Below are 14,043 nucleotides of genomic sequence, written 5' to 3' on the forward strand. Positions count from 1 at the left end.
CGGGCCGCGCCTTTTTTATGATGCCGAGAAGTGTGAGTGGTTTTGCGGCGTCATACCCGTGAATCGGCGATGAAATCGGAATAGAATTCGTCGACCGTTCTTGCCTTGCGCATGGCGGCAAGCACGCCGTCTGATTGCAGCTGCCTGGCGATGGCGGAAAGCACGTTCAGATATTCGCCGCGATTGTTTTCTCCAAAGAGCAGCACGAAGGCGATGTCGGTCGGGATATCGTCGATCGCCTCGAAATCCAGCGGCTGGGCAAAGCGAAGGAGCAGGCCGCGCGGGCTGGTCATGCCATCGATCGCCCCATGGCGGATGGCGATGCCGTTGCCGATCCCCGTCGAGCCGAGCTTCTCACGCGCTTCGAGCGCCTTCAGGATGGTCTGGCCGTCGACGGAGAAAGCCTTGGCGGCCTTTTCGGCTACGGTCTGCAGCGCGCGCCATTTGGTCTGCGCCGACACGCCGATGAAGGTGTGTTCCGGCCGGATGATGTTCAGAAGGTTCATGTCATTCTCGATACTGTTCGGGCAGCGGGAGGGAAGGGATGTCAATCCGGTTCCCTGAGCCGGTAGCCGACGCCGGTCTCCGTAGTGATATAGTGCGGCTGGTCCGGAATCTGCTCGATCTTTTGCCGCAGTTGCCGGACATAGACGCGCAGATACTGCACGTCAGCCGCCGGCCCCCATATCTGCTTTAGAAGAAACTGGTGTGTCAGCACCTTGCCGGCATGCTGGGCGAGGACGCGCAGGATGTCGTATTCCTTCGGCGACAATTTTATTTCGTTACCGTCCACCTTGACGATGCGCTTGACGAGATCGATCGACAGCCCGCCGGTCTGGAAGATCGCCTTTTCTCCCTGCTGCTGCAGGCGGTGGCGCAGCGCCACACGGATGCGGGCGCCGAGTTCGTTGATGCCGAAGGGCTTGGTGACGTAATCGTCGGCGCCGCTTTCCAGCGCCTTGACGATGCCGGCCTCGTCGGTGCGGCTGGAGAGAATGACGACGGGCATGGAGAGCCCTTCGTCGCGCCACTCCTGCAGCAGGTCGTAGCCTGATTTGTCGGGCAGACCGAGGTCGAGCACGATGAGGTCGGGCATGTCGGCGGCGACCGACTGACGGGCGGCGCTGGCGTTCGGCGCCTCCTGCACCTCGTAGCCCTGCGCGGTCAGGCCGACGCGAAGCAGCTTGCGGATCGGAGGCTCGTCGTCGACGACGAGGACTTTGACGGCTGAACCGGTCATCTGAGTTCATCCAGTTTCGGAATGTCGGTGGGTTTCGGCAGGCGGATGGTGAAGACGGCGCCCGGACGGCCAGTCCGGTTGCCGGCGGTGATCGTGCCGCCCATCGCCTCGATGAAGCCGCGGCAGATGGAAAGGCCAAGCCCGGTGCCGGCGCGCACCTGATCGCCCTTGCGCACGCGGTAGAAAGTGTCGAAGACGCGGGTGAGATCGGCCGGCGGGATGCCCGGACCTTCGTCCGAAATCTGCACGACGACGTTGTCGGCATCGGCCCAGCCGCCGATATGGATCACCGATCCCTCGGGCGCGTATTTTGCGGCATTGTCGAGCAGGTTGAAGATCACCTGCTCGAACAGGACAGGATCGACGCGCACCATCGGCAGGTCGGCAGGAATGCTCATCTCGGTCTTGTGGTGATCGAGGATCTTTGCGGCACGGCGCAGCGCGCTGCCGACGATGTCTCCGGCATAATGCAGCGCGTGGTTCGGCTCCATCGCGCCGGATTCGATCTTGGTCATGTCGAGCAGGTTGGCGATGAAGCGGTTGAGGCGTTCGGATTCGTCGACGACGGTCGACAGCAGGTCGCTGCGGTCCTCCTCCGGCATCGAGGCGAAATAGTCGCGCAGCGTGCCGGCGGCGCCGAGGATGGCGGCCAGCGGGGTCTTCAGGTCATGCGAAATCGATGTCAGCAGGGCCGAGCGCAACCGGTCCGCTTCGGCCGCAAGTCTTGCCCGGTCGACATCGGCGACGAGCTGGATGCGTTCGATGGCAAGGGCGGCCTGGTCGGCCAGCGCATCCAGCAGCCGCTGTTGCTCTGGCGTCAGCAGTGGTCCGTCGCGGCGGTCGCTGTCGAGGCCGATGACGCCGACGGCGGTGCGCCCGGTTCGGAGCGGCACATAGAGGCGTTTGGCGCCGGGCAGGGTATCGGCGCCGCGGCCGGCGGCATGATTGTGCTCCCAGGCCCAGCGGGCGGCGGCGATATCGGCGTCGTCCAGCGTGTCATCAGGGGGATAACCGGCTTTGACGGCAATGCTACCCTCTTCCGGCAGCAGCAGCACGACGCGGACCTTCAGCATCGAGGCGAGCTGGAAGGCCGTCGCCCAGAGCACGTCGTCGAGCGTGCCGGTGCCGGCGAGCTTTTTCGAGAAGAGATAGAGGTCTTCAGTCGTGCGCGCCCGCTGGCGGGCGGCGGCCGCCTGGCGCTGTACGGTTGCGGTCAGGTTGCTGGCGATGATGGCGACGCCCAGGAAGAAGAAGAGGGCGAGCACACTTTCCGGATCGCTGATCGTCAGCGTGTAGCGTGGCGGCAGGAAGAAGAAGTTGAAAGACAGTGCGCTGAGGATGCAGCTGTAAAGGGCCGGCCGCAGGCCGTGGAGGACGGCGGAGGTCAGCACCGCCATCAGGAAGACGAGGGCGAGGTTGCGCACGTCGAGCACTTGGTCGAGCACGACGCTGACGCCGAGCGCGATGGCGACATAACCGGTTGCCAGCAGGTAGGCCCTGAAATCCAGCTCAGGCGCAACCGCCGCAGCCCTGACGCCACGCGCGGTGGTGCCGTCCTTCTCGTTGCCTGAAATGACATGGACGCTGATCTCGCCGGTCTTGCGGATCAGCTCGTCGGTGATCGAGCGGCTCCACCAGTCGCGCCAAGTCGGTTTCTTCGGGGCGCCAATGACGATGTGGGTGACGTTGTTGGCGGTGGCGTGGCGGACGAGCTCTTCGGCCACTTCGCGGCCGGGAAGGGTGATCGCCTCGCCGCCGAGCTGCTCGGCAAGGCGCAGTGTGGCGGCCACCGTATCGCGCTCGGCTTCGGTGAGATTGATCGAGCGGTTGGTCTCGATATAGACGGCAGCCCAGGGCGCGCGCAGCCGCGAGGCCATGCGGGCGGCATAACGCACCAGCGAAGCGGAGCGCGGATGGTGGTCGACCGAGACGAGAACGCGTTCGCCCGCCGCCCAGGGGCCTGATATGGCATGGGCCTGCATATGCGTGAGCAACTGGTCGTCGACGCGCTGGGCGGTCTTGCGCAGCGCAAGTTCTCTGAGCGCCGTCAGATTGCCTGGCGTGAAATAATTGGCCAGGGCCCGCTCGGCAGTGCGCGGCATGTAGACCTTGCCGTCATGCAGGCGCTTGATCAGATCATCCGGCGTCAGGTCGATGATCTCGACGTCGTCGGCAAGGTCGATGATCGAGTCCGGCACCGTCTCGCGCACGCGGATGCGGGTGATCTGCGAGACGACGTCGTTCAGGCTCTCGACGTGCTGGATGTTCAGCGTCGTATAGACGTCGATGCCGCGATCGAGCAATTCCTTGACGTCGAGGTAGCGCTTCGGATGGCGGCTGCCCTCGGCATTGGTATGGGCGAGTTCGTCGACCAGCACGAGATCCGGCCGGCGGGCGAGGATGCCGTCGAGGTCCATTTCCTCGAGCGGCCGGCCCTTGTAGCTGATTTCGACGCGAGGGATGATCTCGAAGCCGGCGACGAGCGCTTCGGTCTCCTTACGGCCATGGGTCTCGACGACGCCGATGACGACATCGAGACCGTCGGCGATCTTGGCGCGGCCGGAGACGAGCATCTCATAGGTCTTGCCGACGCCGGGGGCCGCTCCGAGAAAGATCTTCAGACGGCCGCGCGTCTCAGCACGGGCTTTTTCGAGAAGCGCATCGGGCGAGGGCCTGCCGGCCTGGTCGCGATTGTCGTCTGGCATGTGGTTCGGTCTTTCTGCAGAGCGCTGCCCGGGTGGCGCTACCGCGGATAGGAAGGAACGGGTGCGCCCAGCCTGGCAGGGTCACTGAGTCATAGAAGCATCAAGGGTCTGGTTCAACGCCAGAACATTGACTGTAGGTTCGCCCAGAATGCCGAGTTCGCGGGCTTGAACGGCGCCGTCGACCAGTGCCTTGACCTTGGCTTCATCCATGCTGCGTGCCTTGGCAACGCGCGGTACCTGGAAATAGGCCGCTTCCGGCGAGATATCGGGATCGAGGCCGCTGCCCGAAGCCGTGACGAGGTCGGCGGGGACATCGGCCGTCGGGTTCGCCGCCTTGGCTGCCTCGTAGTCACCCTTGACGCGATCGATCAGCTTCTGGCTGGTCGGGCCGAGGTTAGAGCCGCTGGAGGCAGCCGCATTGTAGCCGTCGCCGGCGGCCGAGGGGCGGCCGTGGAAATACTTGTTGCTGGTGAAGGCCTGGCCGATCAGCGTCGAGCCGATCACCTGGCCGTTCTTCTCGATCAGGCTGCCGTTCGCCTGGGTCGGGAAGAGGGCCTGGGCAGCACCCGTCATGGCGAGCGGATAGAGAAGGCCGGTGATGGCGGTGGTGGCGACGATCATGACGATTGCCGGACGAAGTTCTTTCAACATTATCTTACTCCTTGGAGTGTTCTTTTGCGAAGAGCTCCGGTTCCGATCCTCTCGGAACCGGGATGGCTCCAGGCCTTAGAGCGCCGTGCGTCCTTTCGGACGCACAAAGGACGCTCTAACTCTTTGAATCTACGCATCGTGCTTTCCGAAAATCGATTCCGATTTTCGGGCCGATGCGCTAGGCGAGGCCGAGGGCTGCGACAGCCATGTCGATCGCCTTGATGCCGATGAAGGGGACGATGATGCCGCCGGCACCATAGATCAGCAGGTTGCGCGACAGCAGCGCGCCGGCGCCGATCGGACGGTAGCGCACACCCTTCAACGACAGCGGGATCAGCGCGATGATGATCAGCGCATTGAAGATGATCGCCGAGAGGATGGCGCTTTGCGGCGTCGACAATCCCATGATGTTCAGCACGCCGAGTTGCGGGTAGAAGGTCAGGAACATCGCCGGGATGATGGCGAAGTACTTGGCGATGTCGTTGGCGATCGAAAACGTCGTCAGCGCGCCGCGCGTCATCAGGAGCTGCTTGCCGATCTCGACGATCTCGATGAGCTTTGTCGGGTCCGAGTCGAGATCGACCATGTTGCCGGCCTCGCGGGCGGCGACCGTGCCGGTGTTCATGGCGACGCCGACATCGGCCTGGGCAAGCGCCGGCGCATCATTGGTGCCGTCGCCGCACATGGCGACGAGCTTGCCCTTCGCCTGTTCCTCGCGCATCAGCGCCAGCTTCATCTCCGGTGTTGCCTGGGCGAGGAAGTCGTCGACGCCGGCTTCGGCTGCGATGGCGGCTGCCGTCAGCGGGTTGTCACCTGTGATCATCACCGTGCGGATGCCCATGCGGCGAAGTTCGGTGAAGCGCTCGCGGATACCGCCCTTGACGATGTCCTTCAGCTGGATGACGCCGAGCAGCCTGCCGTCGCGGGCGACGGCCAGCGGCGTGCCGCCTGATTTGGCGACTTCGTCGGCGATCGACTGCAGTTCGCGCACGACCTCGCTGCCGTTTTTCGAGGATGAATCGCCGTTGACATAGGTCAGCACGGCATCGACCGCACCCTTGCGGATCGAGGCTCCTTGGAGATCGACGCCGCTCATGCGGGTCTGGGCGGTGAAGGGCACGAAGGTTGCCTTGAGGCTTGCCATGTCGCGGCCGCGGATCGCGTATTTCTCCTTGGCGAGCACGACGATGGAGCGGCCTTCCGGCGTCTCGTCGGCAAGCGAGGCGAGCTGGGCGGCATCGGCGAGATCCTGCTCGGACACGCCGCGAACCGGGCGGAAGGTCGTCGCCTGGCGATTGCCGAGCGTAATCGTGCCCGTCTTGTCGAGCAGCAGCGTGTCGACGTCGCCGGCGGCTTCGACCGCGCGGCCGGACATGGCGAGCACGTTGAAGCGGACGAGGCGGTCCATGCCGGCAATGCCGATCGCCGAGAGCAGCGCGCCGATCGTCGTCGGGATCAGGGTGACGAAGAGGGCGACGAGCACGATGATCGGGATCGAGCCGCCGGCATAGATGGCAAAGCTCGGGATCGTCGCGGTGGCGAGTACGAAGATCAGCGTCATACCGGCGAGCAGGATGTTAAGGGCGATCTCGTTCGGCGTCTTCTGGCGCTCCGCACCTTCGACGAGCGCGATCATCCGGTCGATGAAGGTCGAGCCGGCAGCCGCGGTGATGCGGACGCGGATCCAGTCGGACAGCACCTGCGTGCCGCCGGTGACGGCCGAGCGGTCGCCGCCGGATTCGCGGATGACAGGGGCGGATTCGCCTGTTATCGCCGCTTCGTTGACGGAGGCCACACCTTCGATGACTTCGCCATCCGACGGGATGATGTCGCCGGCCTCGACGAGCACGAAATCACCGACCTTGAGGCTGGTGCCCGGCACCATGCGGTAGCCGCTGCCATTGTTGGCGGTAAGCAGTTTGGCCTGGGTTTCGGTGCGCGCCTTGCGCAGCGAGTCGGCCTGCGCCTTGCCGCGGCCTTCGGCGACGGCTTCGGCGAAATTGGCAAACAGCACGGTGAACCAGAGCCAGAGATTGATCTGGAACGAGAAGCCGAGATTGCGGTTGCCCACCACCAGATCGCGCAGGAAGAGGACGGTGGTCAGCACCGAGACGGTGGCCACGACGAACATGACCGGGTTTCTGGCGAGTGCGCGGGGGTTGAGCTTCTTGGCCGCCGACGATCAGGATCGTGCCGACAAGCAGGCCGACGAAGAGCGGACCATCCGTCGGGAAGGTGCCTGCCGAGGCCGGAACCGTCTTCTTGGCGATCAGCGAGCCCGCGATGGCAAGCGCCGGGATGATGACCAGGAAGCGCCCGGCGAGCATGGCGATGCCGAGTGTCACGTTGTACCAGGGCGTATTGCCGGTCAGGCCACCGAAAGCCGAGCCGTTGTTGGCCGCAGCCGAGGTATAGGCATAGAGGATTTCAGAGAAGCCGTGCGGACCGGCGGTGCCGATCGAGGCGACGGCGGAAGGCAGCACCGTGGCGATCGCGGTGAAGACCAGCATGGCGAGCGGCAGGCAGAGGATGGCGAGAACGGCCATCTTCATTTCCTTCGCCTCGATCTTCTTGCCGAGATATTCCGGCGTGCGGCCGACCATCAGGCCGGCGACGAAGACGGCGACGATGATGAACAGCAGGATGCCGTAGAAGCCCGCGCCGACACCGCCGACGATGATTTCGCCGAGCTGCATGTTGATCAGCGGGATGAGGCCGCCAAGTGCCGTGAAGCTGCCGTGCATCGCATTGACAGCGCCGCAGGAGGCGGCCGTGGTGATGACCGCAAAGAGCGAGGATAGGGCCACGCCGAAGCGGACTTCCTTGCCCTCCATGTTGCCGCCGCCAAGACCAAAGGCGTGCATCAGCGGGTTGCCGGCAGCCTCCGCCCAATAGGTGATGCCGACGCCTACGATGAACAGGACGCCCATCGTGGCAAGGATCGCCCAGCCCTGGCGCTGGTTGCCGACCATGCGGCCGAAGACGTTGGTCAAAGCCGCACCGATTGCGAAGATCGAGACCATCTGGATGAGGTTCGAGATCGCATTCGGGTTTTCGAATGGATGGGCCGAATTGGCGTTGAAGAAGCCACCGCCATTGGTGCCGAGCATCTTGATTGCAAGCTGCGAGGCGACGGGGCCGACGGCAATCGTCTGCTGCGCGCCTTCGAGCGTGGTCGCATTGACATAGGGCCCAAGCGTCTGCGGCACGCCGAGATAGACGTAGACGATGGTCAGCACGATGCAGATCGGCAGCAGGATGTAGAACGTGCCGCGGATCATATCGACCCAGAAATTGCCGATCGCCTTGCCCGACGCGCGCGAGAAGGCACGAATGAAGGCGACAGCGATCGCCATGCCGGTCGCGGCCGACAGGAAGTTCTGCGCCGTCAAACCGGCCATCTGGGTCAGGTAGGACAGGGTGCTTTCGCCGCCGTAGTTCTGCCAGTTGGTGTTTGTGGGAAAGCTGACGGCGGTGTTGAACGAAAGCTCCGGCGGGACGGCGGCCATGCCGGCCGGATTATAGGGCAGGATGTCCTGCAGGCGCAGGAGCGCGTAGAGGACGAGGACGCCGAGCAGGTTGAACATCAGCATCGCGAAGGCATAGGAGGTCCAGTGCTGCTCCTCGCGCTCGCTGGTGCCGGCAATACGGTAAAGCCCCCGTTCGATCGGAACGAGGACTGGGGAGAGGAATGTGCGCTCGCCATTGTAGACACGCGTCATGTAACCGCCGAGCGGTTTGACGAGCACGAGGACGATCCCGCAGTAAAGCAGGATCTGAAGCCATCCGTTGAGGGTCATGGAGGTAAACTTTCAATACCCGGCTGCTTCTCGGCTGCGCATGGGCGACCTCAGAAGCGCCAGTTCTCTTCAAAAGCGTTCTGGGCGAAGGAGAGCGTAGGTGAGGTAAGCGGTGAGAAACACGGTCACGGCACCGCTCATGACATAATCGAGGGTCATCGTGGTTCTCCTGTCAAAGCCTGTCGCAGGCTCGGGCGTAGGCAAAGCACAGCGCGAAGAATATGATCGCCGTGGCGAGTAGAATGATATCCATCAAGATCGTGACTCCTGTTGTTCTTCTTGGAGTCAGACAAGACAAAGGGCGTTGGGAGGCCGCCTTTCATGCTTTCTGGCGTGGAGATGATCTTTCGATCTCTCGGACATCAATATGGAGCCGAAGGGCATAAAGGTTCGAGACGGACGACGGGCCATCTATATAAAAATCTTATAAATGCCCTTACGGGGCCGCTCGTCGTCGGACCAGGCTGGCGCAGTTTCAGGCGGGCCGCTGCCGGTGCTGTACCTTCCGGCAAATCTGCGTGAGCATTTTATCATTTGTTGAGCAAAAGCCTTTTCAATCTGGTTGAATTGGCAAGGCTTCGGGCCTTATAGTCGGCTTCAACGCTGCCCGATGGAGTCATGGGCAAGCCACTAGGGAAGGAAACCGACGATGACCAAAGTCCGTGCGCTTGTCCTCGAGCGCCAGCATGAGCTTGCGCTCCGCTATATCGATCTGCCGCTCGAAACCGGCCCCGGCGAGGTGAAGATCAGGATCCACACGGTCGGTGTCTGCGGTTCGGACGTGCATTATTACACCCACGGCAAAATAGGCCCCTTCGTCGTCAACGCGCCGATGGTGCTCGGCCATGAGGCGGCAGGCACGGTGGTCGAGGTCGGCGCCGGCGTCACGCATCTGAAAGTCGGCGACCGCGTCTGCATGGAGCCCGGCATTCCCGATCCGAATTCCAAGGCAAGCCGGCTCGGCATGTACAATATCGACCCGGCCGTCACTTTCTGGGCGACCCCGCCGATCCACGGCGTGCTGACGCCAGAAGTCGTGCATCCCGCCAATTATACCTTCAAGCTGCCCGACAATGTCAGTTTCGCCGAAGGCGCCATGGTCGAGCCCTTCGCCGTCGGCATGCAGGCGGCCGCCAAGGCGAAGATTACGCCTGGCGACACTGCCGTCGTCCTCGGCGCCGGGCCGATCGGCACGATGGTGGCAATCGCGGCCCTTGCCGGCGGCTGCGCCCGCGCGATCGTCGCCGATCTCGCCCAGCCGAAGCTCGATATCGCCGCACAGTATCAGGGCGTCATCCCGGTCAATATCCGCGAGAAGAACCTGGTCGAAGAGGTCTCCCGGCTGACCGACGGCTGGGGCGCCGATGTCGTCTTCGAATGCTCCGGTTCGCCGAAGGCCTGGGAAACGATCATGGCGCTGCCGCGCCCGGGTGGGGTCATCGTCGTCGTCGGCCTACCGGTCAACCCGATCGGCTTCGACGTCTCGACGGCATCCACCAAGGAAATCCGCATCGAGACGGTGTTCCGCTACGCGCACCAGTATGAGCGCTCGATCGCGCTGCTCGGCTCGGGACGCGTGGATCTCAAGCCGCTGATATCAGAGACCTTCAAATTCGAAGATTCGATCAAGGCGTTTGATCGCGCCGTCGAGGCCCGGCCAAGCGACGTGAAGCTGCAGATCGTGATGGAATAGGGCGCTACAGCGCTTCTATGAGTGCCTGGCGCTCAGTTTCATCTTGCGAAAGGCAAGAGCCGCGCCTGCGACGACAGCTGCGGCTCCGACTGCGATCAGCAGGTGGCGGTGAAGGGGAAGGTGGCCCAATGTCTGTTCGATGCCATGCCCGAACACGTAACCGAGCCCTGTGAACAGCTGCCCCCATACCAACGCGGCCGCGGCATTCAGGATAATGAATTTACCGGTCGCAATTCGCGTTGTCCCGATGACGATCGGACTGATCGTCCGCAACCCGATCAGGAAACGAAACGCGAGGATGAAGCCTGTGGGGTATCGTTCCAGAAGCCGGGTTGCGCGCGCCAGCGTCGGTGTTTCCATTAGCCGGCGGACGAGACCCCATCGAGCGGCATAACGGCCGGCGAAGAACCAGAACTGATCGCCGGCGAAGGATCCTGCCGTTGCCGCAAGCGACGCCGACCAATAGGTCAGCAGCCCGCGGTGGGAAATCACGCCGCCAAGGAAGGCGGCTGTTTCGCCTTCGAAGGCTGCGCCCAGAAATATCGCCAACAGGCCGTAGTGCTCGATCAGCAGTTCGATAGACACGCGGCTGTCCTCGGCCCGGGGTTTCTACAGCTAAACCGGCTTCAAATCCCCAAGCAGCGTCGGGATCAGCTCCGACACCGTCGGATGGATCGGCACCGACCATTGCAACGCGGGATAGGTCGTTCCTGCATTCATCGCGTCTATGATGCCGTGGATCACCTCGTCGCCCTCGATGCCGAGGATCGCCGCACCGAGGATTTTTTTGGTCTCGGCGTCGGCGATCACCTTCATGAAACCCTTGGTCTCGCCGCGCTCGTTGGCCCGGCCGACGCGGCTCATCGGCCGGGTCGAGATCATGATCTTGCATCCCGAGGCGCGCGCCTGCTTCTCCGTCATGCCGACGCGGCCAAGTGGCGGGTCGATATAAAGCGCATAGGCCAGGATGCGGCTCGAGACCTTGCGATCGTCGCCGTCGAGCAGATTGGCCGCGGCGATCTCGAAATCATTATAGGAGGTGTGGGTGAAGGCGCCCCGGCCGTTGCAATCGCCGAGCGCCCAGATGCCGTCGACATTGGTGGCAAGCCTGTCGTCGACGGTGATATAGCCGTGCTTGTCGGTGATGACGCCGGCGGCTTCGAGGCCGAGATCGTCGGTGTTCGGCTTGCGGCCGGTGGCAATCAGCACATGGCTCGCATCGATCCTCGCTGAATCGGTGGCGACCGTTATTCCGTCGCTGCTCTTGGCGAAGGCGATGTCGCTGGCGCCGGTATGAATGTCGATGCCCTCCGAGCGCAAGACATCGGCGATGGCGTCCGATATATCCTCGTCCTCGCGCGATGCGAGCTTCGGGCCGTGCTCGATGATGCTGACTTCGGCGCCGAAGCGGCGATACATCTGTGCGAATTCCAGCCCGATATAACTGCCGCCGATCACCGCCAGATGCCGGGGCAGCCTGTCGAGATGGATGATCGAGGTGCTGGTGAGGTAATCGATATCATTGACGCCTGGCAGGTCGGGGATGACGGGGCGCGCGCCGACATTGAGGAAGATGCGCGGTGCGGTCAACGTCTCGCCGTTGACGCTGACGGTCTTCGGGTCCTCGAAACGGGCGTGGCCGGAGATCACGGTCATGCCGTCCATGCCGGCGAACCAGCCGATCAGGCCGTTGCGGGCGTTCATAGTCACGGTTTCGGCGCGCGCCCTGACCACCTTCATGTCGATGGCGATCTCGCCTGGAATATTGACGCCGTAAGCAGCACTGTTTCTTGCGACATGGGCGGCGCGGGCGCTGGCGACCAGCGTCTTCGTCGGCATGCAGCCGGCATTGACGCAGGTGCCGCCGAGGAACTTGCGCTCGATCAGGGCGACCTTCATGCCTTTTTCGACCATCCTGGCGGCAAGAAACGGGCCGGCCTGGCCGGCGCCGATAACGATGGCGTCGAAGCTTTTCATGCCACGGCCCCCACGATCAGCACCGCGCCGATGACGGCGACGGCATCCTCGATGAGAGCAGCTGGCAGATCCTTGCCGAAGGAGGCGGCAAGCCTGCCGCGGACGGCGGCGCCACCATATGTGCCGATGACGGCGCCGATCACCCCGGCGATCAGCCCGCCGAAGAGCAGGCTGCTGGCGGCACCGATCGTGGCTCCGGCCAGTGCGCCCGTGACGATGCGGGTGCCGAATTGCACCGGCACCTTACGCGACGGCGTCGATGGCAGCTGGTCGGTGATCAGTTCGACGACGGCGAGAAGCGTGAGGATCCACGGCGTCCATTGGTAGCCCATGAAGGCAAGCGGCGTCTGCGAGACATCGAACCAGCCAAGCGCCGCGCCCCAGGCGACGGCGGCGGGCGCCGTCATGGCGCGAAGCCCGGCAATGACACCAATCAGCAATGCAAGAAGCAGAAACATGCATGATCCCCCTTTTTGCCGGCTCTTGCCGTCGTTAGGGAAGGTTGCACATTGTCAGGCGCGTGGCAATTCGCCCTTTCGCGCCAATGTGCTAAAGCGCGTCGCGTCGAATCGGAATCATGTGACGCGCTTTAAGTCTTTGTTTTATGCATGCCGTTGTCTCAAAACCGCTGCACACTTTTGGGCGGCATGCACTAATTCGCAAAAGCGGCAATGCCGGTGATCGCCCGGCCGATGATCAGCGCGTGGATGTCGTGCGTCCCCTCATAGGTGTTGACCACTTCGAGGTTGACGAGATGACGGGCGATGCCGAATTCGTCGGAGATGCCGTTGCCGCCGAGCATGTCGCGGGCCGCGCGCGCGATCTCCAGCGCCTTGCCGCAGCTGTTGCGCTTGAGGATCGAGGTCAGCTCCACCGGCGGATGGCCTTCCTCCTTCATGCGGCCAAGCCGCAGGCAGCCCTGAAGGCCGAGCGAGATCTCCGCCGCCATGTCGGTGAGCTTCTTCTGGATCAGCTGGTTGGCGGCAAGCGGCCGGCCGAACTGCTTGCGCTCGAGCGTGTATTGCCGGGCTCTCGCATAACAATCCTCGGCAGCACCGAGTGCGCCCCAGGCGATGCCGAAACGGGCCGAGTTGAGGCAGGTGAACGGTCCCTTGAGGCCGGTCACATCAGGCAGAAGGTTTTCCTCAGGTACGAAGACCCCATCCATCACCACCTCGCCGGTGATCGAGGCACGCAGGCCGACCTTGCCGTGGATAGCAGGCGCCGAAAGTCCTTTCCAGCCCTTTTCGAGGATGAAGCCGCGGATAAGGCCGTCCTCGGTCTTTGCCCAGACGACGAAGACATCGGCGATCGGCGCGTTGGAGATCCAGGTCTTCGAGCCGGTGAGGCTGTAGCCGCCGTCGGCCTTTTTGGCGCGTGTCGCCATCGAGCCGGGGTCGGAGCCGTGATCCGGTTCGGTCAGGCCGAAGCAGCCGATCCATTCGCCGGTGGCGAGTTTCGGCAGGTATTTCAGCTTCTGCGCCTCAGACCCGAAGGTTTCGATCGGCACCATCACCAGTGAGGACTGGACGCTCATCATCGAGCGGTAACCGCTGTCGACCTTTTCGACCTCGCGGGCGATCAGGCCGTAGGCGACGTAACCGAGGCCGGCGCCGCCATATTCCGGCGAGATCGTCGGGCCGAGCAGGCCGAGTTCGCCCATTTCGCGGAAGATCTCGGGATCGGTCTTTTCATTGCGGAAGGCGTCGAGAACGCGGGGCGCAAGCTTTTCCTGCGCATAGGCGTGGGCGGTGTCCTGCACCATGCGCTCTTCGCTGGTCAGCTGCTCCACCAGGCGGAACGGATCGGCCCAGTCGAAAACTTCGCGCGTATGCTGCATGGCGGTGTCTCCTCAGCTTGCCTGGCTCAAATTGGCCATAGACCCGCCAGCCGACCGCGTCAACAGACGGCGGTCACGCCGAAAAGACGGGCCGCACCATCTTTTCAAAAGCGTCGGCATGATCCACTTTGCCAGCG

10 protein-coding genes and 2 pseudogenes are annotated in these 14,043 nt (G+C 63.4%); 1 reads left to right on the forward strand and 11 read right to left on the reverse strand.

The window, feature by feature from the left end; translation table 11 throughout:
* Positions 1-50 precede the first annotated feature (50 nt).
* From HFO71_RS32130 to kdpF, 7 genes and pseudogenes are all read right to left on the reverse strand, one after another.
* A complete protein-coding gene (locus HFO71_RS32130) occupies positions 51-506 on the reverse strand; it encodes a PTS sugar transporter subunit IIA (protein ID WP_221988878.1) in 456 nt (151 codons plus the stop codon).
* A gap of 41 nt (positions 507-547) precedes the next feature.
* Positions 548-1,240, reverse strand: coding sequence for a response regulator transcription factor (locus HFO71_RS32135; protein ID WP_077980155.1), 693 nt, complete (start codon positions 1,238-1,240; stop codon positions 548-550).
* Entirely contained in the window at positions 1,237-3,945 is a 2,709-nt protein-coding gene (locus tag HFO71_RS32140; RefSeq protein WP_132614318.1) for a sensor histidine kinase, read from the reverse strand. Before HFO71_RS32140 ends, HFO71_RS32135 begins: the two co-directional genes overlap by 4 nt.
* 81 nt (positions 3,946-4,026) lie before the next feature.
* Positions 4,027-4,596 (reverse strand): potassium-transporting ATPase subunit KdpC, encoded by a 570-nt coding sequence (gene kdpC / locus HFO71_RS32145; RefSeq protein ID WP_168340036.1) that lies wholly within the window; start codon positions 4,594-4,596, stop codon positions 4,027-4,029.
* A 178-nt stretch (positions 4,597-4,774) separates the two neighbouring features.
* Positions 4,775-6,772 (reverse strand): annotated as a pseudogene (gene kdpB / locus HFO71_RS36350) (potassium-transporting ATPase subunit KdpB); the annotation flags it as partial.
* Positions 6,768-8,396, reverse strand: a pseudogene (gene kdpA / locus HFO71_RS36355) (potassium-transporting ATPase subunit KdpA); the annotation flags it as partial. The pseudogenes kdpA and kdpB, both read right to left, overlap by 5 nt.
* 69 nt (positions 8,397-8,465) lie before the next feature.
* Positions 8,466-8,555, reverse strand: coding sequence for a K(+)-transporting ATPase subunit F (gene kdpF, locus HFO71_RS32160; RefSeq protein WP_168340037.1), 90 nt, complete (start codon positions 8,553-8,555; stop codon positions 8,466-8,468).
* 490 nt (positions 8,556-9,045) lie between these two features.
* Between kdpF and HFO71_RS32165 the strand changes: the two genes are divergently transcribed.
* Positions 9,046-10,089, forward strand: a complete 1,044-nt coding sequence (locus tag HFO71_RS32165; RefSeq protein ID WP_168340038.1) for an NAD(P)-dependent alcohol dehydrogenase — start codon at positions 9,046-9,048, stop codon at positions 10,087-10,089.
* A 15-nt stretch (positions 10,090-10,104) separates the two neighbouring features.
* Here HFO71_RS32165 and HFO71_RS32170 read toward each other — a convergent pair whose 3' ends face one another.
* The 4 genes from HFO71_RS32170 to HFO71_RS32185 all read right to left on the reverse strand — a co-directional run bounded on the left by HFO71_RS32170 (position 10,105) and on the right by HFO71_RS32185 (position 13,906).
* Positions 10,105-10,674, reverse strand: coding sequence for a DedA family protein (locus HFO71_RS32170; RefSeq protein WP_077980149.1), 570 nt, complete (start codon positions 10,672-10,674; stop codon positions 10,105-10,107).
* 30 nt (positions 10,675-10,704) lie between these two features.
* Positions 10,705-12,066: an FAD-containing oxidoreductase gene (locus tag HFO71_RS32175; RefSeq protein WP_077980148.1), complete on the reverse strand. Its 1,362-nt coding sequence runs from the start codon at positions 12,064-12,066 to the stop codon at positions 10,705-10,707.
* Complete coding sequence (locus HFO71_RS32180; protein WP_077980147.1) at positions 12,063-12,524, reverse strand: DUF4126 family protein; 462 nt, start codon at positions 12,522-12,524, stop codon at positions 12,063-12,065. Before HFO71_RS32180 ends, HFO71_RS32175 begins: the two co-directional genes overlap by 4 nt.
* Positions 12,525-12,718: 194 nt before the next feature.
* Entirely contained in the window at positions 12,719-13,906 is a 1,188-nt protein-coding gene (locus HFO71_RS32185) for an acyl-CoA dehydrogenase (protein WP_077980146.1), read from the reverse strand.
* Positions 13,907-14,043: the final 137 nt, after the last annotated feature.

Source organism: Rhizobium laguerreae, assembly GCF_019778565.1.
In the GTDB taxonomy this organism is placed as follows: Bacteria; Pseudomonadota; Alphaproteobacteria; order Rhizobiales; family Rhizobiaceae; genus Rhizobium; species Rhizobium laguerreae.

What these genes read in the sequence shown, in the direction of transcription:
- HFO71_RS32165 (WP_168340038.1), top strand. Translation starts at nt 9,046, where the DNA reads ATGACCAAAGTCCGTGCGCTTGTCCTCGAGCGCCAGCATGAGCTTGCG.
- HFO71_RS32135 (WP_077980155.1), bottom strand. Translation starts at nt 1,240, where the DNA reads ATGACCGGTTCAGCCGTCAAAGTCCTCGTCGTCGACGACGAGCCTCCG.
- kdpF (WP_168340037.1), bottom strand. Translation starts at nt 8,555, where the DNA reads ATGACCCTCGATTATGTCATGAGCGGTGCCGTGACCGTGTTTCTCACC.
- HFO71_RS32180 (WP_077980147.1), bottom strand. Translation starts at nt 12,524, where the DNA reads ATGTTTCTGCTTCTTGCATTGCTGATTGGTGTCATTGCCGGGCTTCGC.
- HFO71_RS32185 (WP_077980146.1), bottom strand. Translation starts at nt 13,906, where the DNA reads ATGCAGCATACGCGCGAAGTTTTCGACTGGGCCGATCCGTTCCGCCTG.
- kdpC (WP_168340036.1), bottom strand. Translation starts at nt 4,596, where the DNA reads ATGTTGAAAGAACTTCGTCCGGCAATCGTCATGATCGTCGCCACCACC.
- HFO71_RS32130 (WP_221988878.1), bottom strand. Translation starts at nt 506, where the DNA reads ATGAACCTTCTGAACATCATCCGGCCGGAACACACCTTCATCGGCGTG.
- HFO71_RS32140 (WP_132614318.1), bottom strand. Translation starts at nt 3,945, where the DNA reads ATGCCAGACGACAATCGCGACCAGGCCGGCAGGCCCTCGCCCGATGCG.
- HFO71_RS32175 (WP_077980148.1), bottom strand. Translation starts at nt 12,066, where the DNA reads ATGAAAAGCTTCGACGCCATCGTTATCGGCGCCGGCCAGGCCGGCCCG.